Genomic DNA, 24,757 nt, shown 5'->3' on the forward strand with positions numbered 1-24,757 from the left:
GGGGAGCGGTTCGGTTCGTCAGGAGCGGACTGCATCTCTTGACGTCAAGATAAATCTATCACGGGCGACGGCCGAGCACAGCCACCGACTCGATGTGATGAGTATGCGGGAACAGATCGAAAGCACGCAGCTCTTCGACCTGCCATCCGCGCGCCTCCGCGATCGCGAGGTCGCGGGCCAGAGTGGAGGGCTCGCAGGAGACATACACGATCCGCTCGCGCACGGCCAGCGCCAGCAGCTCCATGAGCTCCGATCCCGCTCCCGCCCGGGGCGGATCGAGCACCACGCGGTCGGGCCGGCGCGTCTGCGCCCGGGCCCATGCGGTCGCATCGCCGGTGCAGGCGGTGGCCTGCGGCAGATCTGCGAGGTTCTCGGCGGCCAGAGCGCTCGCGCGGCGATCGCCCTCCACGCTCAGCACCGCTCCGGCGGGGCCGACGCGGTCGGCCAGCACAGCCGCGAACAGGCCCACTCCCCCGTAGAGGTCCCAGACGACATCGCCCTCGCGAGCATCGAGCTCGGTCCGGACCACCTCGCTCAGCACCTCGGCAGCTCGGGTGTGCACCTGCCAGAATCCGCTCGCGCCCACGCGGAAGCGCCGCTCGCCCACGCGCTCGCGCACGAGGCCGTCGCCGATGATCGGGGTGAGCCCCTCGGCGCTCTGGACGCTGAGATCCGCTCCGGCGAGAGCCGGGGGAAGGGCGATCCCGGCAGGGTCGAGATCGCGGCCGATGAGCACCAGGGAGGCAGGGCCCGCCGAGGGCGCGACGGCGTCGACGGCCTCGACGCCCGCGGGCAGGGCGAGAGAGGGGAGATCCAGCGCGCGGATCGCCGAGGCGGCCAGAGGGTTGGCGCCCACCGGCCGCACCGCGTGCGAGCGCCAGCCGCGCATCCCGATCCGGCCCTCCTCATCGACGGCGAAGCGCACGCGGGTGCGCCATCCCAGGCCGTCGTGGTCGTTCGGCGCCGGCTCGACCTGCACATCCTCCAGGGCGAAGGTGCCCACTCCAGCGCGGCGCAGCAGGTCCTGGAGCACCTCGGTCGCGAGCCGGCGCTGCGCGTGCAGGCCGATGTGCGCCCATTCGGCGCCGCCGACCCCGTCGGTGCCCGCCTCCGGCCAGACGCTCGGCACGCGGTCGGGACTCGGGTCGAGGACCTCGATGGTCTCGGCGCGCCAGAATCGCGCACGGGAGGGGTCGCCCGGCTCCTCGACCAGGCGCGCGACCACGGTCTCGCCGGGCGCCGCGCCCCGCACGAAGACCACGCGCCCCTCATGGCGGGCGACGAATGTCCCGCCCGCCGCGGGCGCGCCCACGGTGAGCGTGAGCAGCCTGCCGAGCGCGGTGCGCTCGGGCTCCGGGGAGCGATCGGTGCGAGTGCTCGCGGTCATCGTCCTCATCTCTCCGACAGCGCAGTGCCCCGCGCCTCGTCTCGTGCCTGATCGGCGCGCTCCTGCACCATGGCGCCGGCGATGCTCTCGCGAAGAATGTCCGTTCCGATCTCCTGGGCGCTGCCGAGCTGCCAGGGTACGTTCGCGATGACCACGCGCGGCACATGTGCCAGCCGGTTGCCCAGCCTGCGCACAGAATGGTTGTGCAGTGCGGCCTCCCACCAGTGTCCCACCAGGAAGCGCGGGAGGTACACGATGACGACGTCGCGGGGGTTGCGGGCGAGGAGCGTCATCACGTAGGCGATCACCGGGCCGTTCACATCGCGGTACGGCGAGTAGAGGATCCGCAGCGGCACCTGCACCTCGAGCGCCCGCCAGCGGGCGATCGCCGCATCGGTATCCGTGTCCTCGTCGTGGACGGCGATCGCCTCCAGGCTCGAGTGCCTCGCAGCGCTCGCCACCGCCATCGCCCGCAGCGCCGGGCGGTCCAGGGCCGTCAGGAGCACGACGCCGTGGGAGCGGGCGGGCCGGGCCACGGGGTCGGGGCGGCCGGTCACCTCCCCCGCGGGATCAGCGCTCTGGACGCTCAGCTCGCGCCGGACCCGTGCGTAGTGGCGGTGGATGAGCGTCATCAGCACCCACAGCACGGCCATCGCGAGGAGGGCCGCCCATGCCCCGTGGGTGAGCTTGGTGGACACCACGATCACCAGCACGGCGATCACCGTGACGGCCCCGAGCACGTTCACCGCACGCCGGGCGCCGAGCCGGCGCCGCGCCGCGCGGCGCGTCTCCAGGCGGATGCGCCGCGTGAAGTGGCGCACCATGCCCACCTGGCCGAGCGCGAAGGTGACGAAGACGCCGACGATGTACATCTGGATCAGCAGCGTGACCTGCGCACCGCTGAGCCACACCAGGGCGATCGCCGCGAGCGCGAGGAACAGGATGCCGTTGGAGAACACCAGGCGGTCGCCGCGCACGCGCATCTGGCGCGGCAGGTAGCCGGCGCGGGCGAGCACGCTCGCGAGGTTCGGGAACCCGTTGAACGCGGTGTTGGCCGCCACGAACAGGACCATCCCCGTGATCGCCGTGACCGCGTAGAACAGCAGGGACCCCGGCGCGGTGAGCGCCTGCGCGATCTGGCCGATCACCGGCAGCTGCTGGTAGCCCTCGACGGCCTGGCCGTCGCGCAGCAGCTGGGTGCGCGGATCCAGGACGAAGCGCACCCCCGTGCCGATCGCGAGGGCGATGATGCCGAGCATCATCACGGAGGAGATGCCGCCGAGCATGAGGAGGACCGCTCCCGCGTTCCGGCTCTTCGGCGGGGTGAAGGAGGGGACGCCGTTGCCCACCGCCTCCACGCCGGTGAGCGCGACCGATCCGCTCGAGAACGCGCGCAGCACCAGGAGCGTCCCGCCGAGCAGGGTGAGCCCCTGCTCGTAGCCCGGGGCGGGGGCGATCGTCAGGTCCGCGCTCGGCGCGGTCCCGAGCGTGCCCAGCAGCGCCTGGACGGCACCGATCACCAGCAGCAGTCCGATCGCCCCCATGAACAGGTAGACCGGCACCGCCATCAGGGCGCTGGACTGGCGAACTCCGCGCAGATTCACCACCGCCACCGCGAGGATCAGGGCGATCGCGACGAGCCGCTCGCTGCCGTGGAGGGCGGGGAGGAGGCCGGAGGCGTAGGTCGCGGCCTGGGACACCGAGACCGCCACCGTGAGCACGTAGTCGACCAGGAGCGCGGAGCCGACCACGCGCCCGGCGGCCCCGCCGAGATTGCGGTGGACGACCTCGTAGTCGCCGCCTCCGCCCGGGAACTCGTGCACCGTGTTGAGCCCGGTGACGACCACGATCCCCATCAGCACGACCACGCCGAGCGCCACCCACCAGCTCACCGCGCTCGCCGCCAGCCCGGCGAGAGCGAGGGTGAGGAGGATCTGGTCGGGGGCGTAGGCCACCGAGCTCAGCGCGTCCGAGGAGAACGTCGGCAGCGCGAGCCGCTTGGGCAGCCGTTCGCGGGCCAGCCTGTCGGTCGCGAAGGCCCGCCCCAGGATCAGGCGCTTCAGGGCGCCGGGCGGGAGAGACACGCCCCGATCCTAGTGCGCTGCCGGCCCGCTCCCGGGACTGCAGACCCCCGGCGCGAGCGGGCCCGGGGCAGCGGACTAGGGTAGCGCCATGCACTTCGTGATCATGGGCTGCGGGCGCGTCGGCGCGATGCTCGCCCGCCGCACGCTGGAGATCGGCCACGAGGTCACGGTGATCGACCAGGATGCCGCGGCGCTGCGCCGCTTGGGTCCGGACTTCCCGGGCCGCACGGTCGTGGGCGTCGGCTTCGACAGGGACACGCTCGAGGCGGCCGGTATCCGCACCGCGGCGGGGTTCGCAGCCGTCTCCAGCGGCGACAACTCGAACATCATCGCGGCGCGCGTGGTGCGCGAGGAGTTCGGGGTGCGCAGCGTCGTCGCCCGCATCTACGACCCCCGGCGCGCGGAGGTCTACGAGAGGCTGGGCATCGCGACGGTGGCGACCGTTCGCTGGACGGCCGCGCAGATGCTGGGCCGCCTCATCCCCGCGGCCGCCGAGCGCGAGTACCAGGACGTCTCCGGCGCCATCACCATGGTGACCCTCTCACCCGACGAGAGCTGGCTCGCCCTGCCCCTCCAGCGGATCGAGCAGGAGACCGGGGCGCGCGTCGCGTTCCTGACCCGGCTCGGCGAGGGCGTGCTCCCTGGGGAGGGCGCCCGCCTCCAGCAGGGCGATGTGCTGCACATGCTGTGCCACACCGCCCAGCTCGCGCACGTGGAGAGCGCACTGGCGGGGCGTCGGCGCGAGCGCGCCGACGGAGAGGAGCAGGCATGAGAGTCGTCATCATCGGCGCCGGCAGCGTCGGGCGTTCGATCGCCCGGGAGCTGATCTCGAAGGGGCGCTCGGTCACGCTGATCGATCGCGCAGCCTCCGAGGAGAAGCAGGCCTCGATCCCGCAGGCGCGCTGGGTGCTGGGCGACGCCGCAGAGATCGGGGTGCTCTCCGACGCCGATCTCAGCACCGCGGACGTCGTCGTCGCGGCCACCGGCGACGACAAGGTCAACCTGGTCACCTCCATGCTCGCGAAGACGGAGTTCCTGGTGCCGCGCACGGTCGCGCGCGTCTCGCACCCCTCGAACGAGTGGATGTTCGGACCCATGTGGGGCGTGGACGTGGCCGTCTCCACCCCGCGGATGATGACCGCGCTGGTGGAGGAGGCGGTGAGCGTGGGGCGCGCGGTCACCCTGTTCACCTTCGCCGGCTCCCCGACCCGGATGGTGGAGATCACGATCCCCCGCGCGAGCAGGATGATCGGCCGCGCGGCGGGAACCCTCGAGTGGCCCCCGCAGTGCGTGCTGGTCGGCATCATCCGCGACGGTCAGCCCATCGCCCCCACTCCGCACGACGTGCTCGAGCCCCATGACGAGCTCCTGCTCCTCGCGGAGCCCGCGCACCTGCGCGCGATCGAGGAGCTCCTCTCCCCTGCAGGCACCGCCGAGGATCCCGAGGAGCTCCCGAGCCTCGGCGCCGACGCGCACTGAACCGGCTCAGGGCCGGTCGGCCTCGCTCTCGCGCCGCGCGATGACGGTGCGGTGCAGCAGCCAGACGATCCATGCCACGAGCAGGAACAGAGGCAGGCCCATCACGAGCTTCGCCACGCCGAGGGCCGCGACGGCCCCCGTGAGGTACAGCGGCAGCTGGACCGCGAGCTTCAGCGCGTAGAGGCCCGCGAAGAGCCAGGTCGCGCGGGTGTAGGCCCGCCGGGCCGCAGGGTCGCGCTGCCAGTCGGCGACGCGCGGGTCGAGCACGGAGATCATCATCCCCACGAGCGGGCGCCGCACGGCGATCGACAGGAGCAGGATCGCCGCGGCCACCGCGTTGGTGATGAGGCCGGGGACGTAGAAGTCCGTGCCCTCGCCCGAGCGGAGCGCCCACAGCGCGCCGATGCCGACGCCGAGGAGCCCTCCCAGCACCGAGGAGGGGCTCTGGCGCTGCACGAGGCGCACGAGGAGCGCGACGAGCACGGCGGCGACGGCTGCGACGGCCGCGACCGTCAGATCCCGCGTGATCACGAAGAGCACGACGAACAGGAGGGTGGGCAGCGCCGACTCGATCACCCCGCGCGGCCCGCCGACCGCTGCGGAGGCCGAGAACTCGCTGCTGCCGAGCACTCGCCCCATCCCGCTCGCAGGCGCGGACGGGTCCTCCGCCGGGGCCTCGAGGGGATCCGGTGCGCCGCGATGCTCGGCCCCGCTCATGACTCCTCCTCGCCGGGCAGGCCGAGGATCTCGTAGCGGGGGTTGTACATCACGCGCTGGCGGCCGCGCCGCGCCGCGGTGCCGTCCAGGACGAGCCGGGTGCCCGGTCGGATGCCCGAGATGCGGTCCTGCCCGAGCCAGATCGCCGTGACCGTGCCGGTGCCGTCGAACACGTCGACCTCGACCGACTGCGGGGCGGAGGGCGGAGGGACCACCACCGAGCTGACGAATCCGGTGAGCTGGACCGGGCGGCGGTCCTCGATCTCGCTGCAGCAGTCGAAGCCCGCAGCCCGGGCGGCGCGGGAGGCCTCCTGCGCGTCGAGCACCTCGGACGCGACGAAGTGCCCCCGCAGCCTCGAGCCCAGGCGCCGACGATCCGCGATGCCGCTGTGGGATCCCATCGGCCTCAGCCGATCTCGGTGATCTCGGGGCCGCGCGCGAGCGGATCGGGCAGGCCCTCCTGCTGGGGGATCAGCCCGGGGCGCTGCCCGGGAAGGGTCAGCGCGATAAGCTCCTGCGGCGCCATCGCCTCCGCGCCGCGCACCACCACGACCTCCGACAGGAGCGCCTCGAAGGGCTCCGCCGCCGCTGCGTCGCCGAGCGCCGGCCCGGTGAGGATCGCGCGCACGAACCAGCGCGGTCCGTCGACGCCGATGAATCGCGCGGGTCGGTAGCCGACGCGGCCGTCGGCCCGGGTCAGGGGCAGGCGGGCGAGCAGCTCGGTGCCGAAGGGACCGGGCCGGGTCTCCGCCGTGCCGCCCTGGGCCACCACGGAGTCGCGCAGGGAGGTGCGGACCTCGTCCCACAGGCCGCGCGAGCGCGGAGCGGCGAACGCCTGCAGCTGCAGGGACGAGCCGTCGATGAGGAGGTTCGCGCCCGTGACGGCCTGCGTGCGCTGGTCGATCTCCATCCGCAGCTCCATCCCCTGGCGCATCGGGATCTGCAGCCCGCCGAGGTCGATCCGATCGCCGCTCGGAGCATCGGCGAGATCGAAGGGGCCCGCGGCGAGGTGCGCGGGACGCGGATCCGCCTGCTCGACCTCGCGCTCGGGCGCACCGTCAGCGGGCCCGGAGGCGCGGGCGGCAGCGGTGCGGCGGGAGAACAGTCCCATGTCTCACTCCTTGTGCGAGGGGGCCGAGGCGTCGGCGGGTGCTCCGAAGCCTCCGCTGGATCCGAATCCGCCCTCGGCGCGATCGGTCGCATCGAGCTCGTCCACGACGGTCAGCGCCGGCGCCAGGAACGGCACGATCACCAGCTGGGCGATGCGGTCGCCGCGGCTGATGGCGAACGGCTGCTCCCGATCCGTGTTCAGGAGCGGCACGCGCACCTCGCCGCGGTAGCCGGCGTCCACGATACCGGGGCCGTTCAGCACGGTGATCCCGTGGCGCATCGCGAGGCCCGAGCGCGGGCAGACCATGCCGACCGTCCCCTCCGGGAGGGCGAGACGGATGCCGGTTCCGACGAGGGCGCGCTCCCCCGGAGCGAGCACCAGGTCCTCGCTGCTGATGAGATCGGCGCCGGCGTCATGTGCGTGGGCGCGATACGGCAGCGCGGCTCCCTCGAGGAGCTGGATCCGCACCGCGCCGCCCTCGGGGGCCGCGGAGACGGGGTCGGGATCGCCGCTGGGGGCGCTGGGGGTGGAGTCCATGGCGTTCAGCCTAGGCGCTGCGGCCCGCGAGTCCTGGCAGAGCGGGACGGGAGGCGCTGCGTGAGATCATGGGCGCATGCCTGAGGTGACCGCGTCCACGCCCGCTGCTGATTCCGCTGATCTCGCCCCGGGGCCTGCAGAGGATCCCGCCGGTTCCGGCCCGCTCTACACCGAGCGGCTCACGCCGGGGCCCGGCACCTGGGTCGTCGTCGTGATCGCCGGTGCGGTGCTCGGGGTCCTGCTCGTGCCCGTCTCGCTGACCGCCGCCCTGGTCACGGGCATCATCGGCATCATCGCGGCCTGCATCGCCGCCTGGCTGACGAGTCCGGTGATCGAGGTCGACGCCGACCAGCTGCGGCTCGGCCGGGCGCGCATCCCGGTCTCCCTGCTCGGCGCCCCGCAGGCGCTGCCCCGCGCGCAGTGGGACAAGGTGATGTCCACCGGATTCGAGCCCCTGGCCTTCCACTGCACGCGCGGCTGGATCCACACCGGCCTGCGCGTGCCGGTGCTCGATCCGGCCGATCCCACTCCTGCCTGGGTGGCCTCCTCGCGCGCCCCGGAGGACCTCGCCCTGGCCATCACGGCTGCGCAGGCGGGCCGTCCGCGCTCCTGAGACACGCCCTGGCCGCCGGTGCGCGTGCACCCGCGACCAGCGGGACCGGCTGAGGTCTGCGGCGCACGCAGGCGAGGCCGTGCATGCGAGAGGCCCGGTGATCCTCGCGGATCACCGGGCCTCTCGCATGCGGAAAGCGGCGCTCAGGCGGCGCACTCCTTGCAGATGAAGAGCTTGCCCTCGGCGTGGTCGATCTGGCTGCGGTGCTTCACCAGGAAGCAGCTGCCGCAGGTGAACTCGTCGGCCTGACGGGGAAGGACCCGCACCGAGAGCTCCTCGTTGGAGAGGTCGGCGCCGGGCAGCTCGTAGCCGTCGGCCGCCTCGGCCTCGTCCTCGTCCACCGACGCGGTGGAGGACTCGTTGCGGCGACCCTTCAGCTCCTCGATCGAGTCCTCGGAGGACTCGTCATCGGTCTTGCGCGGTGCGTCGTAGTCAGTGGCCATCAGTGGTTCGTACCTCGATCGGGAAGTGTAGGGGTCCTGACCGGTTCCGGTCAGAGGCGTGAACTGCGCGCTCGCGCCGAGAGGGTGCCTCTGCCGGTCATCCACGCAGGTTGCGCGGAGATTATTGCAGAGCGGGATGCATGTCACAAGCCCGGTCCGCGGATCGGGGGCGCGGAGCGCCGCCAGGGTGCGCACGGGAGGGGGCCCTATGATCGGGGGGACTGCCGGAACGCCTGGCACCAGCGCCCATCGGGCCACCACGCCCTGCGGAAGGACGACGATGCGAGAGCTCGAACTCGACGGGATCCATGACGACGGCGAGCACATCGTCCTGCGCGATCTCGACGGCGAGAAGTACACGCTGCACATCGACGAGGCCCTGCGCGCCGCTGTGCGCCGCGATCGCCCCGCCCTGAACCTCATCCAGGCCGCCTCGAGCGCTCCCCTGCGCCCCAAGGAGATCCAGGCGATGCTCCGCGCGGGCCGCTCCGCCGAGGAGATCGCCTCGATCGCCGACATCGAGATCGAGCACGTGCGCCGGTACGAGGGCCCCGTCCTCGCCGAGCGCGGCTTCGCCGCCGAGCGCGCCCGCACGTTCCGCGTCGGCAAGGCCGACGGCCCGACCCTGGATGCGCTGGTCGCCGAGCGCCTCGCCGCCCGGCAGGCCGGCGACGTCACCCGCTGGGATGCGTGGCGCGGCCACGACGGGCTGTGGACGCTCGAGCTCGCGTTCACCGCTGCGGGGCGCGATCGCGCCGCGCACTGGATCGTCGACATGACGCGCCGCAGCGTGAAGGCCGACGACGACGAGGCCCGCTGGCTCACGCTGGATGACGAGGCCGACGAGCCCACGCTGGGCCGCGCGCGGCTGACCGCCCTGCGCAGCACCGTCTACGACCAGTCCGCCTTCGACGAATCCTCCCCGACAGCGGATCCGCACGCGCAGGACGACAGCTCCGACCCCGCCCACTCCTCCGCGATTGACGAGGACGAGCTCGCGGCGCTGAACGCGCGGCGCGGCGTGCGCGGCTCCTCCCTCCCCGAAGAGGGAGACGCCACGTGGTCGACCCTCCAGGAGGATGCGCAGCTGGCGCAGGAGGCCTCCCCCGCGCGCTCGCGCTGGCCCTTCCGCCGCGGTGCCGACCGCGCTGCCGATGCCGAGGCGCGCGAGGAGCATCTGCGCGCAGCCGAGACCCCGGCCGCCGAGGACGCCCACCGCGGCGAGGACGCAGAGCCGGATCAGGACGCCTCAGGCCCGCTCTCGCTCGTCCCGCAGCCCGGCTCAGCGGAAGAGGCCCCGCTCGCGGATCCGATCCACGCGAGCGACACCATCGACCTCACCCCCCTGCCGGGCTTCGACGATCTCCCCGAGCAGGCTCCCGCGGAGTCCGCGAAGCAGAAGCCGCGCCCGAAGCGCTCCTCGATCCCCAGCTGGGACGAGATCGTCTTCGGCTCCAAGCACGACTGAGCTCAGACCTCGATCCTCACCAGGGGGATCATGCATTCCGCTGAGGTCAGCGATCCGTGGACGCCGACCTCCGGGCTCCGGCCCGGGGCTCGACGCCGGCTGTCCTCCAGCGCGAACCGTCCCCTCGCGAGGACGAGCACATCGGGCAGGCGCTCCCTCACGGCCTCGTCGATCGCGTCGACCTCGTCCGCAGGGGCGACGGGCGGGCCGTAGATCCCGGAGGCGAGCACCTCCGCGCGCGTGAGCACGGCGGCCCGCTCTCCCAGCCCGTCGGCGAGCTGGGCCGCGAAGGCGGCCGACTCCTCGGCGCCGCGGTGCTCGGGGTGCAGTCGCAGTGCGACCGCCCTCGGCTCCCCCGCGGCCATCGCGATCTTCGACGTCCACTCGGGGTGGTCGGCGAGGTCGACCGTGCGCTGAGGGCTTGTGTCGACCATGCCGTGGTCCGCGACGACGTGCACGCGGGTCCCCTTCGGCAGTCGGCGCAGCAGCGCGCCCAGCAGCGCGTCCGCTTCGGCGAGCGCCTCGCGCCATTGCTCGGAGTCGACTCCATGCTTATGCCCTGCATGATCCACGTCATCGATGTGGAGGTGCACCAGTGCGTCCTGCCCGCCTGCGCGCAGCGCGGCGAGCACGGCATCCACGCGCTCGTGGGGCTTGCCCTGCGGGAAGAAGGTCCACCCTCGGTAGGCGGCGCGCGTGAGCAGGCTCGTCGAGTGCGCGGCGGGGGCGACCTGCATCGCGGTGCGCGAGGAGCGCTCGGCGAGCACAGCCGCGCGCATCCACTGCCGCGCATCGACCGTGCGCTGGGGCGCGCGCCCGGCCGGGGCGAGCGGGTCGCTGAGGGCGCCGGTGAGCTGGTTCGCGAGCAGTCCGGTGCCCGGGTCGGCCACGGTGTAGCCGAGCATCCCGTGGCGCAGCGGAGGCAGGCCGGTGAGGAGGGAGGCCATCGCTGCGGCGGTCGTGGCCGGGGCGACGGTGCGGATCTTCTGGGTGCGATCGCGCAGGGCGCGCAGCGTCGGCGTCAGCGCGAGGTGCTGGGAGAGCTGCTGGAAGCCGAGACCGTCGATGAGGACGACCACGTCGCGACCGCGGCGCGGGGTCAGCAGCAGCGGGGCGAGGACGCCGCGCAGACCAGGCTCTGCACCGCCCGCGTAGGGCGGAGGGAGGAGGTCGGTCGCGGCGGCCAGTGGCGCGGGGAGGGGCGCCTCGGACTGGGCGCCGGTGCGCTGCGCGTCAGGCCCGGGCATCCACGGCGTCCAGCAGCGCGTCGTGGAAGTCCAGGGCGGCGCGCACGGCGGCCTCCCCGTCGGCGAGGGCGCTCACGCGCAGTGCGAGGTCTCCCGGTGACAGGGTGCCGCTGAACCCGTGGTCGACCTGGCACTCGGGGTCCTCGCACCAGGCGCGCTCGAGGTCGAGCCTCCGGCTGCCGCCCCAGGTGAGTGCGAGGGTCACCTCGCTCTCGCGGGCGCGGGCGCCGCTCGCATCGGCGTCGAAGACCTGGGAGAGGCCGGTGGTGTGCACGCGCTCCAGGCGCACGCGCTCGACGGCGGCGACGACCTGGCTCGGGTTGAGGACGTCGGCCGGATCGTCATCGAGGTGGGAGATGACCAGGTGCGTCGCGGTCAGCGCGAGGACCGTGAGGTGGCGGCGCACCTCCGGGCCGTCGAAGGTCGTCTCCGGCCGCACCAGGTGGGCGATCACGGCGGCGCCGCGCACGCTGCGCTCCAGGCTCGCGGCGGCGATCTGGGGGAAGTACCCGGCGCCCTCGAGCTCGCTGAGCAGATCGGCGGGGAGTGCGGAGGTGGGTGCAGAGGCCATGTCGCCATCCTTCCACGATCCCGTCGATCGCGATCCCGCCGCGTGCTCGCGGGCGGGCCGGGATCAGAGCCGGGCCGGGCTCAGAGCTCTGAGCCGCCCAGCTGGCGGCGGAGGCAGTCGGTGCGGTTCGGCGCGTGGGCCAGCGTGACCCGCGCGCCGATCACGGTGCAGCCGCGCTGCCCGACGAGCACCGGGTGCAGGTCGAGCTGCTGGATCTCGGGGAGGTCCTCGGCCATGAGGGCCGTGCGCACCAGCAGATCCTCGAGCGCCGCGGTGTCCGCCGGGGGCAGGGCGCCCGTGCCGCGGAGCTTCACGGCGCTGCGGGGGGTGCGGATCAGTCGGCGCGCCTCCTGCTCGCTGAGGGGCGGGATCGCGTAGGCGATGTCCCCCAGCAGGTCGGTCGCGTCGCCGGCGAGGGAGAAGGAGACGACCGGCCCGAGGGAGGCGTCCTCCTGGGTGCGCACCACCACCGGCACGCCGGGCGGAGCCATCGCCTGGATCGCGAATCCTGCCGGGGAGTAGTGCAGGGCCTCGCGCATCGCGGCGAGGGCCCGGCGCAGCGACTCGGGTCCTGCGATGTCCAGCCGGACTCCGCCCAGATCGGCGCGGTGGCGCAGCGCGGGATCTGTGCTCTTGAGCGCGAGGGGATACCCGATCTCCTCGGCAGCGGCGAGCGCGTCCTCGAGGCCGGCGACGGGGCGGCTCGGCAGGAGCGCGAGGCCGTAGGCGCGAAGGAGCCGGTCGGTGTCCTCCTCGCTGAGCAGCACGGGCCCCTCCCGCTCGCCGAGCGCCGCGCGCACGAGGGAGCGGGCCGCTTCGACGTCGATGCCCTCGCGCTGGGCGGCGGCCGGCTCCTCCCCGGCGGCGGGGCGGATCGCAGCGACCATCCCGGCCGCCGCTCTCACCGCGCCCGCGGGGCTCGAGTGCACGGGTGGCAGCCCCGGGTCGCTGCGCACCTCCTCGCGCATCCGCGAGAAGCGGGAGTGATCGGTGACCACGCACGCGACCAGGCGCACCCCGGAGCCCGCCGCGATCCGGGCGAGCTCGCGCAGGGACCGTGCGATGTCCCCGGTGAGCGGATCCAGGATCGCGGCGATCACGAGGTCGACCTCGCCGAGCGCGGCCATGGAGGTGAAGGCGCGGCGCACCAGGCGATCGTCGGTGCCGAGCGGGATCCGCCGGTCGTCCTGGACGACCTCGAGGCCGGCGGCGTCGGCGGCGCCGCGCAGTGCTTCGCCGAGCGCCGGCGTGTTCGAGAGCAGGCCGACGCGTCCTCCCGAGGGGACGCCCTGGCGCTCGATGGCCTCGACCACGTCCATCAGATGCTCGACGTTGCGGGTCGTCACCACGCCGCTGGAGGCGAGCACCTGGTCCAGGGCGGCACGGGGCAGCGTCGAGGCGCGCACGTCGTGCCCGGGCGGTGCGGTGTTGCCGAGGCTGGGCGGGCGCAGCACGACCAGGGGCGCGCTGCGCGTGATGCGGCGGGCCAGTCGGGTGAACTTGCGCGGATTGCCCATCGATTCCAGGGCCAGCGCCACGACGCTCACCGCGTCGTCCCCTGCCCAGTGCTGCAGCGTGTCGTTGAGGGAGACGTCGGCCCGGTTGCCGACGGCGACGAACTCTCGCACGCCGATCCCGCGAGCATCGACCCCTGCCAGGAGCATCGCGCTGAGCGCGGCGGACTGGCCGGCGATGGCCACCGATCCGGGGCGGGGAAGCCGGGGGGATAGGGAGACGTTGAGGGGATCCTCTCCGGTGCGCAGGAAGCCGAACGAGCCGGGGCCCAGCACGCGCATCCCGTAGCGGCGCGCCCGGGCGACGAGCCGGCGCTGCAGCGCCGGGGCGCCGCCCCTCCCCCCGGTTCCCGGGCCCGAGAGTGCCGAGGCGAAGCCCTCGGTCGGGATGAGCACGCTGCGCACTCCGGCGCGACCGCACTCCCCCACCGCCTCGAGGCAGGCCTCCGGGCTGCTCAGCGCGATCACCGCGAGGTCGATGCCGGGCGGCAGCTCGCGGATGCTCGGCACGGTGACAGTCCCCCCGATCTCGAGCGCGTCGGGGGACACGATGCTGATGCCGCCGGGATAGCGGGCGTCCTGCAGGTGGCGCAGGAAGCGCCCGCCCATCGAGTCCGTGCGGGTGGAGACGCCGATCAGCGCGATCGCGGACGGGTGCAGGAGCTTCTCCATCGCGCGGGCCTCCACCCGGTGCTCGCGCTCGGCCATCACTTCCCGGTACCGCGCAGTGGGGTCGATGTCGAAGGAGACCGTGACGACCCCGTCGTCGAGAGTGCGGCTGACGTCGAAGCCCGCGTCGGTGAAGACACCCAGCATCGAGGCGTTCTGCGGCAGCACATCGGCGAGGAAGGTGCGGATGCCGTTCTCCCGCGCGGCTGCCACGAGATGCTCCAGCAGGATCGAGCCGATCCCCATGCCCTGGTGGCTGTCGGAGACGTTGAACGCCACCTCCGCCTCGGTCGCGCTCGCACGGTCGTACCGGCCCACGGCGATGATGTCGTCGGCCGCGAGCACCACCAGCGCCGCGCGGTCGCGGTGGTCGACGACGGTGAAGCGCTCCAGATCCCGCGGGGAGAGCGAGGGCATGGGCGCGAAGAAGCGGAAGTAGCGCGAGCGCTCGGACTGGGCCTCGTGGAACGCCTGGAGGCGCTCGGCGTCCGAGGGGAGGATCGGCCGCAGGTGCACCGCCGAGCCGTCGCGCAGGGCGATGTCCGCCTCCCAGTGCGCGGGATATCCCGCGTGCTGGGCGGGCGTGCGCGCGCCGTCGCCCACCTCTGCTCCGGCGCGAGCGGGCCGCGCGGCGCGGATCAGGTCGGCGACTCGCGGGCGGGGGGTCTCGGCTCCATCGCGACGTGCTCCCATGGACCAGATCCTAGGCTCCCTCTCTGCGCGCCGCCGGGACCTGCGGCGGCCGTGCGTACGCCGGATCACGCCCGTGCCTGCGCGGATGCGCGCAGGCGATGGGGCAGGATGAACGGCATGGCACGAACCCGGCAGCCCAGCGCCAGCACAGAGGACGAGAACGTCGACGGCGTCATCGTCGACGTGGACGTCACCAGCGAGATGGAGACGTCCTTCCTCGAATACGCCTACTCGGTGATCTACTCCCGCGCGCTGCCGGACGCGCGCGACGGGCTCAAGCCCGTCCAGCGCCGCATCCTCTACATGATGGACGACATGGGCCTGCGGCCCGACCGCGGCCACGTGAAGAGCCAGCGCGTGGTCGGCGAGGTGATGGGCAAGCTCCATCCCCACGGAGACTCCGCGATCTACGACGCCCTGGTGCGCATGGCGCAGGACTTCTCGATGCGCGTGCCGCTGGTCGACGGCCACGGCAACTTCGGCTCCCTGGACAACGGGCCCGCGGCGGCCCGCTACACGGAGGCGCGGCTGGCCCGCTCCGCGCAGCTCATGGTGACCTCGCTGGACGAGGACGTCGTGGACATGGTCCCGAACTACGACAACCAGCTCCTCCAGCCCGAGGTGCTCCCCGCCCAGTTCCCGAACCTGCTGGTCAACGGCGCCTCCGGCATCGCCGTCGGCATGGCCACGAACATGGCTCCGCACAACCTCGTCGAGGTGATCGCCGCCGCCCGTCACCTCCTGCGCCACCCCGATGCATCGCTCGAGGACCTGATGCGCATGGTGCCGGGTCCGGATCTCCCCTCGGGCGGGCGGATCGTGGGGCTGGACGGCGTACGCGATGCCTACCGCACGGGCCGCGGCTCCTTCAAGATGCGCGCGACCACGAAGATCGAGAGCATCACGAGCCGCAAGAAGGGCATCGTGGTCACCGAGCTGCCCTACCAGGTGGGCCCGGAGAGGGTCGCGGAGAAGCTGCGCGACGCCGTGCAGTCCAAGAAGGTCCAGGGCATCAGCGACTACCAGGACCTCACCGACCGCCGCCACGGGCTGCGCCTGGTGATGACCATCAAGACCGGGTTCAACCCCGACGCCGTGCTCGCCCAGCTCTACAAGCACACGCCGCTGGAGGAGTCCTTCTCCATCAACAACGTCGCGCTCGTCGAGGGGCAGCCCCGCACCCTCGGGCTGAAGCAGCTGCTCGAGGTGTTCGTCGGCCACCGCCTCACCGTGGTGCGCCGCCGCACCGAGCACCGCCTGCGCAAGTGCACCGACCGGCTGCACCTGGTCGAGGGGCTGCTGCTCGCGATCCTCGACATCGACGAGGTCATCGCGATCATCCGCGCGGCCGAGGACTCCGAGCGCGCGCGCACCGCCCTGATGGCCGCCTTCGATCTCACGCACGTGCAGGCCGAGTACATCCTCCAGCTGCGGCTGCGCCGGCTGACGAAGTTCTCCCGCATGGAGCTCGAGGGCGAGCGCGACGAGCTGCGTGCGCGGATCGAGGCGCTGCAGGAGATCCTCGCCTCCGAGGAGGCGCTGCGCTCCCTGGTCTCCGACGAGCTCGCAGCCGTGGCCGCCGAGCACGGCACGGCGCGGCGCACCGTGCTGCTGGAGTCCTCGCAGCAGGGCACGGCGTCGCTGTCGGCGCCGCTCGAGGTGGCCGACGAGCCGTGCCGCGTGCTGCTCTCGGGCAGCGGCCTCATCGCTCGCACCACGAGCGAGGAGCCGGTGCTGCGCGACGGCGATGCGCGCTCCGCCCACGACGTCGTGCTCGCCCAGGTGCTGACCTCCGCGCGCGCGCAGATCGGTGCGGTCACCGATCGCGGCCGCCTGCTCCATGTGCCGGTGGTCGAGCTGCCTGCGCTCACCCCTACCGCCGGCCCGCCCTCCCTCGCCGGAGGCACCCGCTTGGAAGATCTGCTGGCGCTCGAGAAGGGCGAGCGCGTGGTGGGGATCGTGCGCGCCCAGGACACCGACCTCGAGCGGGGCGGCTCGCTGGTGCTCGGCACGCGCGACGGCGTGGTCAAGCGCGTGAGCCTGGATCTGCCGCGCACCGACGGCTTCGAGATCATCGCGCTGAAGCCGGGCGATGCCGTGGTCGGGGTGGTCGACCTGGACGGCGACGCCCCCGTCGACGACATCGACCTCGTCTTCGTCACCACGGATGCGCAGCTGCTCCACTTCCCCGTCTCCGGCGTGCGCGCCCAGGGCCGAGGGGCAGGCGGCGTCGCCGGGATCAAGCTGCAGCCCGGGGCGCTGGTCCTCTCCTTCACCGCCGTCGACGTCACGCGCGAGGCGGAGGTCGTGACCATCTCCGGCAGCTCGGCCGCACTGGCGCTCACGCAGACGGGGTCCCTGAAGGTCTCCGCCCTCACCGAGTACCCCGCCAAGGGCCGTGCCACCGGCGGCATGCGCTGCCACCGATTCCTGCGCGGAGAGGACGTGCTGATCGGCGCGTGGGTCGTCCCCTCCCCCGCGCGGGCCTGCACCCAGGCCGGCCAGCCCGTCGATCTGCCCGCCCCCGTCGGCCGGCGCGACGGATCGGGCTCCCCGGTCGCCGTGCCCGTCGCCGCCGTCGGGTGACCCCGGCCCCGGAGATCCGCGCCCGGGCAATCCCCGGCCACTGTGGCCTGGGACACGCCGACGGTGGCACGATGGGGGCATGAGCGAGAACACGAGCATCGACCTGCCCGCCGGCGTCACGCTCGAGGACCGCCACGGCTTCCCCGCCCTGGTGATCGAGCTGGAGCGCACGAGCGCCGTCATCCAGCTGGACGGCGCCCACCTCACGAGCTGGGTCCCCTCCACGGGCGAGGATCTGCTGTGGATGAGCCCCACCTCGGAGTTCGGCCCCGGGAAGGCGATCCGCGGCGGAGTCCCGCTCGTCGGCCCCTGGTTCGGGCCCGGCAGGGACCTCCAGGCGGTGCCGCCCCACGGCTGGCTGCGCACCCATCGCTGGGAGGTGGAGAGCGTGACCCCGGCGCTCGCCGACGGCACCGCGCAGTCTGCCGACGACGCGGGCGAGGGCCAGCAGCCCGAAGCCGTCGACGCGACCCTGCGCCTGGAGGGCGCAGATCCGAGCGGCAGCGGGACGAGCGCCCGGCTGCGCGTGGGCGTGAGCCCCTCGGCGCTCACCATCGCGCTCACGATCACGGCCGGCGACGCGCCCCTCGAGCTCGAGGCCGCTCTGCACACGTACTTCGCCGTCGGGGATGCCGAGAAGCTCTCCTTCGAGGGCTTCGCCGGCAGCACCTACCTCGACAGCGCCGACGGCCTGACGGAGAAGAGCCAGGAGGGCGAGCCCCGCATCGACGGCGAGGTCGACCGCGTCTACGCCGTCACCGGACCGATCCGCGTCGAGGATCGGGAGCTGGGCCGTAGCATCGAGATCGCATCCGAGGGATCCACCAAGACGGTGCTGTGGAACCCGGGCGCCGCGAAGGCGGGCCGCCTGCCCGACATGCCCGACGAGGCATTCCCCGAGTTCGTGTGCGTGGAGACTGCCGCCGCGAAGGACGGCTTCGTCGCCCTCGCTCCCGGCGAGGCGCACACGATCAGCGCCCGCTACACGCTCGCGCAGGTCTGAGGCGGGAGCTCACCGCGTCCGCAGCACGAGGACCACGAGCTCGGGCTTGTTGTTCACACGCAGGGGCACGAGGGAGTTGCCGAGGCCGCGGCTGATGACCATGCGGGTTTCGCCTCTCTCGACGATCCCGCTGGTCAGCTCCGGCAGCAGTCCCTGCCCGGGCGCCACCAGCCCCCCGATGAAGGGGATGCGCACCTGACCGCCGTGCGCATGCCCCGAGAGCACGAGATCCGCCCCGGTCGCGGCATACTCCTCGACCAGCTCCGGCCTATGCGCGAGGAGCACGGTGCACGGATCCTCCGGGCCCGTCGCCACTGCGGCGAGCTGCTGCGCGAACCCGGAGCCTCCTGCGTCCCCGTCGGCAGCGGTTCCGGCGACCAGGGGATCGTCCACTCCCGCGATGCGCAGGACCTCGCCGTCGCGCTCGAGGTCCGCGCTCGTCCCGGCGAGCGTGCGGACACCGCGTGCCTGAAGACCCTCGAGGAGCTCCCGCCGCAGCGGTGAGGCGCCCTCGTGGTTGCCGGTCACGCTGAAGACCGGGGCGATCTCCGCCGCGCGCTGCGAGAAATCGAGTGCAGTCGCCGGATCTGCGGTCGTGCGATCGATGAGGTCCCCGGTCAGGACGATCAGATCCGGGCGGGCATCCGCGATCGCCTCCAGGAGCCGCTCGTTGTCCTTCCCGAAGCTGCGCGAGTGGAGATCCGAGACCTGGACGATCCGCAGCCCGTCGAACGCGGCGGGCAGCCGCACGGACACGCCTGCATAGGTGGTCGTCACGATCCGCTGGTTGTCCCAGACGAGCCACCCGCAGACCAGGCACGCGAGGAGGGCGAGGCTGATGACGGAGCGTCGCACGCTCGGCCCTGTGCGGCGGACGGGACGGCCCACCGGACGGGGGGCGCTCATCGCACGGGCAGACCGTCGCCGGCCAGCGCCGCCTTGACCTCGCCGATGCTCATCTGCCCGAAGTGGAACACGCTCGCGGCGAGGACCGCGTCGGCACCGGCGCGCACCGCAGGGGCGAAGTGCTCCGCGCTGCCCGCCCCTCCCGAGGCGATGAGCGGGACGGAGGCCGCGGCGCGCGCCAGAGCGATGAGCTCCAGGTCGAAACCATCCTTCGTGCCGTCGGCGTCCATGGAGTTCAGCAGGATCTCGCCCGCGCCCAGCTCGGCGGCCCGGGTGATCCACTCGATCGCATCGATGCCGGTGCCGCGGCGCCCGCCGTGCGTGGTGATCTCGAAGCCCGAGCCCGCGCGCGCAGGGCCGTCAGGGGTGTCGTCGGTGACCCTGCGGGCGTCGGCGGAGAGCACGAGGACCTGGTTGCCGAAGCGCTCCGCGATCTCGGTGATCACCTCGGGCCGGGCGATGGCGGCAGTGTTGACGGCGCACTTGTCGGCGCCTGCGCGGAGCAGCTGGTCGACGTCCTCGACGCTGCGCACACCGCCTCCGACGGTCAGAGGGATGAAGACCTGCTCCGCGGTGCGGCGCACGACGTCGAGCATCGTCCCGCGGCCCCCGGTCGAGGCGCTGATGTCGAGGAAGGTCAGCTCGTCGGCCCCGGCCTCGCCGTACACGCGCGCGAGCTCGACGGGATCGCCCGCATCGCGCAGGTTCTGGAAGTTGACGCCCTTGACGACGCGGCCGTCATCCACGTCCAGGCAGGGGATGACTCGGACTGCCAGGCTCATGCGTCGATCCTCTCACGATCCAGCTCTTCTGCACCCTCGATGATGAACTGCTTGCGCGGAGCGACGTCGCTGCCCATGAGCAGGTCGAACACGACCGCTGCGGCCTCGGCATCCTCGATGCGCACACGGCGAAGGGTGCGGTGGCGCGGATCCATGGTGGTGTCGGCCAGCTGGTCGGCGTCCATCTCCCCGAGGCCCTTGTACCGCTGGATGGGCTCCTTGTAGCGCTTGCCGCGGCGCTCCAGGCTCTTGAGCAGGCGGTGAAGCTCCGCCTCCGAGTACGTGTAGACGAACTCGTTCTTCTTCCCGCCGCCGTGGATGATCTCCACGCGGTGCAGCGGCGGCACCGCCGCATAGATCCGGCCCGCCTCCAGCATGGGGCGCATGTAGCGGTGGAACAGGGTGAGCAGGAGGGTGCGGATGTGGGCGCCGTCGACGTCGGCGTCGCTCATCATGATGATCTTGCCGTAGCGCGCCGCGTCGAGGTCGAAGGTGCGGCCCGAGCCCGCGCCGATCACCTGGATGATCGCCGCGCACTCGGTGTTCTTCAGCATGTCGGTGATCGACGCCTTCTGGACGTTCAGGATCTTGCCGCGGATGGGCAGCAGCGCCTGGAACTCCGAGTTGCGGGCGTTCTTCGCGGTGCCGAGCGCGCTGTCGCCCTCCACGATGAACAGCTCCGAGCGCTCGACCTCCGTGGAGCGGCAGTCGGCGAGCTTGGTGGGCATCGTCGAGGACTCCAGCGCGTTCTTGCGGCGCGAGACCTCCTTGTGCATGCGCGCTGCGATGCGCGCGCGCATCTCGGAGACGACCTTGTCGACCACGAGGGCCGCCTGCTCCTTCTCCCCGCGCTTGGTCGAGGTGAGGAAGGCCGTCAGCTCCTCCTCCACGACCTTCGCGACGATCTGCCGGACCGCCGGGGTGCCGAGGACCTCCTTGGTCTGGCCCTCGAACTGCGGCTCCTCCAGGCGCACGGTGATCACGGCGGTGAGACCGGCCAGGGTGTCGTCCTTCTCGACCTTCTCGTTCTTCGCGTTGAACTTCACGCGCCGCGCCTGGTTCTCGACCTGCTTGCGCAGCGTCTTCACCAGGGCCTGCTCGAAGCCTGCGGTGTGGGTGCCGCCCTTGGGGGTCGCCACGATGTTCACGAAGGAGCGCACGGTCGTCTCGTAGTCGGCGCCCCAGCGCAGCGCGATGTCGACCTCGCAGGTGCGGTCCACCTCACGGGAGACCATGTGGCCCTTGGAGTCGAGCACCGGGATCGTCTCGGTGTACGCGCCGGTGCCGTGCAGGCGGATCACATCGGTGATCTTCTCGTCGGAGGCGAGGTACTCGACGAACTCGGAGATCCCGCCCTCGTAGCGGAAGGTGCGCTCCTCCGGCTGCTCCGGAGTGCGCTCGGGCCGATGGTCGGCGATCGTGATGCCGAGCCCGGGCACGAGGAAGGCGGTCTGACGGGCGCGCCGGTTCAGCTCCTCCGTGGAGAAGTGCGAGCCCTTGATGAAGATCTGCGGATCCGCCCAGTAGCGCACGCGCGTGCCAGTGACCCCCCGGCGCACCTTCCCGATCTCGCGCAGCGCGCCCGTGCCGCTCGCAGGGGTGAAGGGACTGCTGGGCGAGGGGCCGTCGGACCCGTCGGCGAAGGAGCCGGGGACTCCGCGCTGGAAGCTCATGGCGTAGGTCTTCCCGGAGCGGTCCACCTCGACGTCGAGCCGCGCGGAGAGCGCGTTCACCACGGAGGCGCCGACGCCGTGGAGACCGCCGGAAGCAGCGTAGGAGCCGCCGCCGAACTTCCCGCCGGCGTGCAGCTTCGTGTAGACGACCTCGACGCCGGTCAGGCCCGTGCGGGGCTCGACGTCCACGGGCACGCCGCGACCGGTGTCGCGCACCTCGACGGAGCCGTCCTCGTGCAGCACCACTGAGATGCTCTCGCCGTGGCCGCCGAGGGCCTCGTCGACCGCGTTGTCGAGGATCTCCCAGAGGCAGTGCATGAGCCCGCGCGAATCGGTGGAGCCGATGTACATGCCGGGGCGCTTGCGCACCGCCTCCAGCCCTTCGAGGACCTGGAGGTTGCGGGCGTCGTACGCGGCGGCAGGGCGGGCGGAAGCGGAGGTCTCGGGCACGTCCCCGATTCTACGAGGCGGGGCCGACGATCGAGCCGGCGCGCCCCGCTCTCGGCGTGCCGTGCGAGGTGGGCCACCGCCGTTTGCGCGGTGAGCGAACCGGGGTGGAGAGTCCTTCGCCGCGAGCGCCGACGGTGATTAGATGAGCGACATGAACACGACCCTCGAAGCCCCTCGCCTCACCGCGCACGACCGCTGCGACCGCTGCGGTGCGCAGGCCTACGTGAAGGTTGCCCTGACCTCGGGCGGCGAACTGATGTTCTGCGCCCACCACGCGCGCGCCCACGCCGATGCGCTCGAGCCCATCGCCGCCGAGGTGATCGACGAGACCGATCGCCTGGAGCCGCGCCCGGTGCTGGTCCAGGACTGATATCAGGACTGAGCCCCTCTCGGGACTCATCCCCGCAGCGCCCGTCGGGCCCCGCACCTCGAGGTGCGGGGCCCGACGTCGTCCGGGGCGCGCACTCCCGGAACGGCACGTGCCCGCCGCCGACAGAGCCGGGGCGGGCACGCAACGCGGAGCGCGAGGATCCCTGGGGCCGCTCGCCGCAGAGCGGTGCGGCGAGGACCGGCGCGGCGAGGATCAGTCCAGGTAGTCGCGCAGCACCTGGGACCGCGAGGGGTGGCGCAGCTTCGACATGGTCTTCGACTCGATCTGGCGGATCCGCTCGCGCGTGACCCCGTAGACCTTGCCGATCTCGTCGAGGGTCTTGGGCTGGCCGTCCTCGAGCCCGAAGCGCATCGAGACGACCCCGGCCTCGCGCTCGGAGAGGGTGTCCAGCACCGAGTGCAGCTGCTCCTGCAGGAGCGTGAAGCTCACCGCGTCGGCGGGCACCACGGCCTCGGAGTCCTCGATGAGATCGCCGAACTCGCTGTCGCCGTCCTCGCCGAGAGGGGTGTGCAGGGAGATGGGCTCGCGGCCGTACTTCTGCACCTCGACGACCTTCTCCGGGGTCATGTCGAGCTCCTTGGCGAGCTCCTCCGGGGTGGGCTCCCGGCCGAGGTCCTGCAGCATCTGGCGCTGCACGCGAGCGAGCTTGTTGATGACCTCGACCATGTGCACGGGGATGCGGATCGTGCGCGCCTGGTCGGCCATGGCGCGCGTGATCGCCTGGCGGATCCACCACGTCGCGTAGGTCGAGAACTTGTAGCCCTTGGAGTAGTCGAACTTCTCGACCGCGCGGATCAGGCCCAGGTTGCCCTCCTGGATGAGATCCAGGAACAGCATGCCGCGGCCGGTGTAGCGCTTGGCGAGCGAGACCACCAGGCGCAGGTTCGCCTCGAGCAGGTGGTCCTTCGCGGCGCGGCCGTCCTCGGCGATGATCGCGAGCTCGCGACCCGCCTTGGTCTTCTTCACGGACTCGTCCCGCTTGAGCTTCTGCTCGGCGTAGAGGCCGGCCTCGATGCGCTCTGCGAGCTCGACCTCCTGGGCCGCGTTCAGCAGCGCGACCTTTCCGATCTGCTTGAGGTAGTCCTTGACCGGATCGGCGGTGGCGCCGGCGGTGACGACCTGCTGGGCCGGGGCGTCGTCCTCGGAGGAATCGATCACCAGGCCGGCGGAGTCGTCCTCGCCGTCGTTCTTCGCGGCGGGCTTGCCCTCGGTCTCCTCGCCATCCTCGTCGGCATCGTCCTCCGGTGCCTCCTCGGCGGGAGCGGCCTTCGCGCGCGAGGTCGCGGGCTTCTTCGCGGCGGCGCGTGCGCGGGGAGCCCTCGCGGGCGCCTTCTTCTCCTCGGCCTTCTCCTCGACGCCGTCGGCCTCAGCGGGGACCTCGCTCGCAGCGGCGTCGGCTGCAGCGGCCTCCGCCTCGGCAGCCTTCTTCGCCGCGGCGGTCGTCTTCGCGGCAGTGGTCTTCGATGCAGCGGTCTTCGCGGCAGTGGTCTTCGCGGCCGTCGACGTCTTCGCAGCAGCGCCCTTGGCGGCTGCCGCGGGCTTCTCCGCCGTGGTCTTCTCCGCCGCAGCCTTCGTCGCGGGAGTCTTGGCCGTGCTCGCGCTCTTGGCAGCGGTGCTCTTAGCAGTGGTGCTCTTGGTTGCGGTGCTCTTGGTCGCGGCGCTCGTCCGCGCGGTGCCGGCGGTGCTGGACGCGGCCGACTTCGCAGCCGTCGCAGTCTCCTCGACAGGGGTGTCAGCGGTGGACTTCGACGCAGTCACAGAGTCTCCTTGTTCCGCCGATCCTTCGGGAGCTGGACCGGACTTCATGGGGCGGGCACGTGCGGGGCGAGACAGACGGGTCCTGGAACCGGGGCGCGGAACCGTGCGCAGGGCGCACGAAGGGACGCTGCCGTCAAGCCTCGTACTGTACCAACGGCGCTCCTGCAGGATCTATTCCCGCGGCGCCGGATTGTTCTCGGCATCGGCGCCGGAACGCCTCTCGGCGCCCGCGCCACGGCCGATCTCAGCGAGGCTCCGGCACCGCATCCTTGACCGCGAGCACGGGGCACGGGCTCGCGAGCACCACCCGCCGTGCGGCCGCGCCGATGTTCAGCTTGCCGATCCGCGACTTCTGCCGCAGGCCCACGACGAGCAGCTGCGCGCCCTCCTCCTCCGCCACCTGGAGCAGGAAGTCGCCGACCTCGAGATCCTGCCCGCGGCGCACCGTGAAGGAGGGGATCTCTTCGCCGCCAGCAGCGGCTGCGATGGCGGCCTGGACCGCGGACTCGTCGGCGCTCGTGCGACCCGCCTCCGGATCATGGAAGGCATGGGAGGCGACGACGAGGCCCGCGCCCCGACGGCGCGCCTCCTTCAGCGCGGCGGCGAGCGCAGCATCGCCCTGGCTGGAGGGCGAGTATCCGACGACGACGCTCATAGGGCGCGATCCTTCCTGCG

At 72.6% G+C, this 24,757-nt stretch carries 22 protein-coding genes; 7 read left to right on the forward strand and 15 right to left on the reverse strand.

The window, feature by feature from the left end; all coding sequences use genetic code 11:
* Positions 1-58: 58 nt before the first annotated feature.
* Positions 59-1,387 (reverse strand): class I SAM-dependent RNA methyltransferase, encoded by a 1,329-nt coding sequence (locus tag Bequi_RS08580; protein ID WP_249737520.1) that lies wholly within the window; start codon positions 1,385-1,387, stop codon positions 59-61.
* Between the two features lie 5 nt (positions 1,388-1,392).
* The gene (locus Bequi_RS08585) at positions 1,393-3,471 is read right to left on the reverse strand and encodes an APC family permease (protein ID WP_249737521.1); all 2,079 of its coding nucleotides are present in this window, start codon (positions 3,469-3,471) and stop codon (positions 1,393-1,395) included.
* Positions 3,472-3,559: 88 nt separating this feature from the next.
* Here Bequi_RS08585 and Bequi_RS08590 point away from each other — a divergent pair, with 88 nt between their 5' ends.
* Together Bequi_RS08590 and Bequi_RS08595 are read left to right on the forward strand one after the other, a co-directional pair.
* The gene (locus tag Bequi_RS08590) at positions 3,560-4,243 is read left to right on the forward strand and encodes a potassium channel family protein (protein WP_249737522.1); all 684 of its coding nucleotides are present in this window, start codon (positions 3,560-3,562) and stop codon (positions 4,241-4,243) included.
* On the forward strand, positions 4,240-4,950 hold the full coding sequence (locus Bequi_RS08595; RefSeq protein ID WP_249737523.1) for a potassium channel family protein: 711 nt from the start codon (positions 4,240-4,242) through the stop codon (positions 4,948-4,950). Before Bequi_RS08590 ends, Bequi_RS08595 begins: the two co-directional genes overlap by 4 nt.
* A 6-nt stretch (positions 4,951-4,956) precedes the next feature.
* Here the strand turns inward: Bequi_RS08595 and Bequi_RS08600 are convergent, their stop codons facing one another.
* From Bequi_RS08600 to dut, 4 genes are read right to left on the reverse strand one after another with little or no spacing between them, the layout of a single operon-like run.
* The gene (locus Bequi_RS08600; RefSeq protein WP_249737524.1) at positions 4,957-5,667 is read right to left on the reverse strand and encodes a DUF3159 domain-containing protein; all 711 of its coding nucleotides are present in this window, start codon (positions 5,665-5,667) and stop codon (positions 4,957-4,959) included.
* Positions 5,664-6,068 (reverse strand): OB-fold nucleic acid binding domain-containing protein, encoded by a 405-nt coding sequence (locus tag Bequi_RS08605; protein ID WP_249737525.1) that lies wholly within the window; start codon positions 6,066-6,068, stop codon positions 5,664-5,666. The genes Bequi_RS08600 and Bequi_RS08605 overlap by 4 nt, the downstream gene beginning before the upstream one ends.
* A gap of 5 nt (positions 6,069-6,073) precedes the next feature.
* Positions 6,074-6,778, reverse strand: a complete 705-nt coding sequence (locus tag Bequi_RS08610) for a DUF3710 domain-containing protein (protein ID WP_249737526.1) — start codon at positions 6,776-6,778, stop codon at positions 6,074-6,076.
* 3 nt (positions 6,779-6,781) lie between these two features.
* Positions 6,782-7,315, reverse strand: a complete 534-nt coding sequence (dut, locus tag Bequi_RS08615; protein ID WP_249737527.1) for a dUTP diphosphatase — start codon at positions 7,313-7,315, stop codon at positions 6,782-6,784.
* 76 nt (positions 7,316-7,391) lie between these two features.
* Between dut and Bequi_RS08620 the strand changes: the two genes are divergently transcribed.
* Positions 7,392-7,928 (forward strand): DUF3093 domain-containing protein, encoded by a 537-nt coding sequence (locus tag Bequi_RS08620; RefSeq protein WP_249737528.1) that lies wholly within the window; start codon positions 7,392-7,394, stop codon positions 7,926-7,928.
* A 143-nt stretch (positions 7,929-8,071) separates the two neighbouring features.
* Here the strand turns inward: Bequi_RS08620 and Bequi_RS08625 are convergent, their stop codons facing one another.
* On the reverse strand, positions 8,072-8,371 hold the full coding sequence (locus Bequi_RS08625) for a DUF4193 domain-containing protein (protein ID WP_249737529.1): 300 nt from the start codon (positions 8,369-8,371) through the stop codon (positions 8,072-8,074).
* 280 nt (positions 8,372-8,651) lie between these two features.
* On the opposite strand from Bequi_RS08625, the gene sepH reads away from it, so the two are divergent.
* A complete protein-coding gene (gene sepH, locus Bequi_RS08630) occupies positions 8,652-9,839 on the forward strand; it encodes a septation protein SepH (protein WP_249737530.1) in 1,188 nt (395 codons plus the stop codon).
* A gap of 2 nt (positions 9,840-9,841) precedes the next feature.
* Here the strand turns inward: sepH and Bequi_RS08635 are convergent, their stop codons facing one another.
* From Bequi_RS08635 to Bequi_RS08645, 3 genes are all read right to left on the reverse strand, one after another.
* The gene (locus tag Bequi_RS08635; RefSeq protein ID WP_249737531.1) at positions 9,842-11,086 is read right to left on the reverse strand and encodes an alkaline phosphatase family protein; all 1,245 of its coding nucleotides are present in this window, start codon (positions 11,084-11,086) and stop codon (positions 9,842-9,844) included.
* Positions 11,073-11,657, reverse strand: coding sequence for a DUF5998 family protein (locus tag Bequi_RS08640; protein WP_249737532.1), 585 nt, complete (start codon positions 11,655-11,657; stop codon positions 11,073-11,075). The genes Bequi_RS08635 and Bequi_RS08640 overlap by 14 nt, the downstream gene beginning before the upstream one ends.
* A gap of 80 nt (positions 11,658-11,737) precedes the next feature.
* Positions 11,738-14,533, reverse strand: coding sequence for a bifunctional acetate--CoA ligase family protein/GNAT family N-acetyltransferase (locus Bequi_RS08645; RefSeq protein WP_249737533.1), 2,796 nt, complete (start codon positions 14,531-14,533; stop codon positions 11,738-11,740).
* A 117-nt stretch (positions 14,534-14,650) separates the two neighbouring features.
* Here Bequi_RS08645 and Bequi_RS08650 point away from each other — a divergent pair, with 117 nt between their 5' ends.
* Complete coding sequence (locus tag Bequi_RS08650) at positions 14,651-17,119, forward strand: DNA gyrase/topoisomerase IV subunit A (RefSeq protein WP_249737534.1); 2,469 nt, start codon at positions 14,651-14,653, stop codon at positions 17,117-17,119.
* Positions 17,120-17,198: 79 nt separating this feature from the next.
* Entirely contained in the window at positions 17,199-18,122 is a 924-nt protein-coding gene (locus tag Bequi_RS08655) for a D-hexose-6-phosphate mutarotase (RefSeq protein WP_249737535.1), read from the forward strand.
* A gap of 9 nt (positions 18,123-18,131) precedes the next feature.
* Here Bequi_RS08655 and Bequi_RS08660 read toward each other — a convergent pair whose 3' ends face one another.
* From Bequi_RS08660 to Bequi_RS08670, 3 genes are read right to left on the reverse strand one after another with little or no spacing between them, the layout of a single operon-like run.
* A complete protein-coding gene (locus Bequi_RS08660) occupies positions 18,132-19,028 on the reverse strand; it encodes a metallophosphoesterase (protein ID WP_249737536.1) in 897 nt (298 codons plus the stop codon).
* Positions 19,025-19,810: an imidazole glycerol phosphate synthase subunit HisF gene (gene hisF / locus Bequi_RS08665; protein WP_249737537.1), complete on the reverse strand. Its 786-nt coding sequence runs from the start codon at positions 19,808-19,810 to the stop codon at positions 19,025-19,027. The genes Bequi_RS08660 and hisF overlap by 4 nt, the downstream gene beginning before the upstream one ends.
* A complete protein-coding gene (locus tag Bequi_RS08670; RefSeq protein WP_249737538.1) occupies positions 19,807-21,933 on the reverse strand; it encodes a DNA gyrase/topoisomerase IV subunit B in 2,127 nt (708 codons plus the stop codon). The genes hisF and Bequi_RS08670 overlap by 4 nt, the downstream gene beginning before the upstream one ends.
* 151 nt (positions 21,934-22,084) lie before the next feature.
* On the opposite strand from Bequi_RS08670, the gene Bequi_RS08675 reads away from it, so the two are divergent.
* Positions 22,085-22,303 carry a DUF7455 domain-containing protein gene (locus Bequi_RS08675; protein WP_249737617.1) on the forward strand — a complete coding sequence of 73 codons (219 nt, stop codon included), beginning with the start codon at positions 22,085-22,087 and terminating at the stop codon, positions 22,301-22,303.
* Positions 22,304-22,516: 213 nt separating this feature from the next.
* On the opposite strand, the gene Bequi_RS08680 is transcribed toward Bequi_RS08675, so the two are convergent.
* Both Bequi_RS08680 and Bequi_RS08685 read right to left on the reverse strand, forming a co-directional pair.
* Positions 22,517-24,130 carry an RNA polymerase sigma factor gene (locus Bequi_RS08680; RefSeq protein WP_283774834.1) on the reverse strand — a complete coding sequence of 538 codons (1,614 nt, stop codon included), beginning with the start codon at positions 24,128-24,130 and terminating at the stop codon, positions 22,517-22,519.
* A 196-nt stretch (positions 24,131-24,326) separates the two neighbouring features.
* Complete coding sequence (locus tag Bequi_RS08685) at positions 24,327-24,737, reverse strand: universal stress protein (RefSeq protein ID WP_249737540.1); 411 nt, start codon at positions 24,735-24,737, stop codon at positions 24,327-24,329.
* Between the last annotated feature and the right edge of the window lie 20 nt (positions 24,738-24,757).

This window comes from Brachybacterium equifaecis (genome assembly GCF_023509525.1).
GTDB lineage: Bacteria > Actinomycetota > Actinomycetes > Actinomycetales > Dermabacteraceae > Brachybacterium > Brachybacterium equifaecis.

Excerpts from the sequence above, each read along its gene's own strand:
- Bequi_RS08580 (WP_249737520.1), bottom strand. The coding sequence starts at position 1,387 with ATGACCGCGAGCACTCGCACCGATCGCTCCCCGGAGCCCGAGCGCACC.
- Bequi_RS08590 (WP_249737522.1), top strand. The coding sequence starts at position 3,560 with ATGCACTTCGTGATCATGGGCTGCGGGCGCGTCGGCGCGATGCTCGCC.
- Bequi_RS08595 (WP_249737523.1), top strand. The coding sequence starts at position 4,240 with ATGAGAGTCGTCATCATCGGCGCCGGCAGCGTCGGGCGTTCGATCGCC.
- Bequi_RS08600 (WP_249737524.1), bottom strand. The coding sequence starts at position 5,667 with ATGAGCGGGGCCGAGCATCGCGGCGCACCGGATCCCCTCGAGGCCCCG.
- Bequi_RS08605 (WP_249737525.1), bottom strand. The coding sequence starts at position 6,068 with ATGGGATCCCACAGCGGCATCGCGGATCGTCGGCGCCTGGGCTCGAGG.
- Bequi_RS08610 (WP_249737526.1), bottom strand. The coding sequence starts at position 6,778 with ATGGGACTGTTCTCCCGCCGCACCGCTGCCGCCCGCGCCTCCGGGCCC.
- dut (WP_249737527.1), bottom strand. The coding sequence starts at position 7,315 with ATGGACTCCACCCCCAGCGCCCCCAGCGGCGATCCCGACCCCGTCTCC.
- Bequi_RS08620 (WP_249737528.1), top strand. The coding sequence starts at position 7,392 with ATGCCTGAGGTGACCGCGTCCACGCCCGCTGCTGATTCCGCTGATCTC.
- Bequi_RS08625 (WP_249737529.1), bottom strand. The coding sequence starts at position 8,371 with ATGGCCACTGACTACGACGCACCGCGCAAGACCGATGACGAGTCCTCC.
- sepH (WP_249737530.1), top strand. The coding sequence starts at position 8,652 with ATGCGAGAGCTCGAACTCGACGGGATCCATGACGACGGCGAGCACATC.
- Bequi_RS08635 (WP_249737531.1), bottom strand. The coding sequence starts at position 11,086 with ATGCCCGGGCCTGACGCGCAGCGCACCGGCGCCCAGTCCGAGGCGCCC.
- Bequi_RS08640 (WP_249737532.1), bottom strand. The coding sequence starts at position 11,657 with ATGGCCTCTGCACCCACCTCCGCACTCCCCGCCGATCTGCTCAGCGAG.
- Bequi_RS08645 (WP_249737533.1), bottom strand. The coding sequence starts at position 14,533 with ATGGGAGCACGTCGCGATGGAGCCGAGACCCCCCGCCCGCGAGTCGCC.
- Bequi_RS08650 (WP_249737534.1), top strand. The coding sequence starts at position 14,651 with ATGGCACGAACCCGGCAGCCCAGCGCCAGCACAGAGGACGAGAACGTC.
- Bequi_RS08655 (WP_249737535.1), top strand. The coding sequence starts at position 17,199 with ATGAGCGAGAACACGAGCATCGACCTGCCCGCCGGCGTCACGCTCGAG.
- Bequi_RS08660 (WP_249737536.1), bottom strand. The coding sequence starts at position 19,028 with ATGAGCGCCCCCCGTCCGGTGGGCCGTCCCGTCCGCCGCACAGGGCCG.
- hisF (WP_249737537.1), bottom strand. The coding sequence starts at position 19,810 with ATGAGCCTGGCAGTCCGAGTCATCCCCTGCCTGGACGTGGATGACGGC.
- Bequi_RS08675 (WP_249737617.1), top strand. The coding sequence starts at position 22,085 with ATGAACACGACCCTCGAAGCCCCTCGCCTCACCGCGCACGACCGCTGC.
- Bequi_RS08680 (WP_283774834.1), bottom strand. The coding sequence starts at position 24,130 with ATGAAGTCCGGTCCAGCTCCCGAAGGATCGGCGGAACAAGGAGACTCT.
- Bequi_RS08685 (WP_249737540.1), bottom strand. The coding sequence starts at position 24,737 with ATGAGCGTCGTCGTCGGATACTCGCCCTCCAGCCAGGGCGATGCTGCG.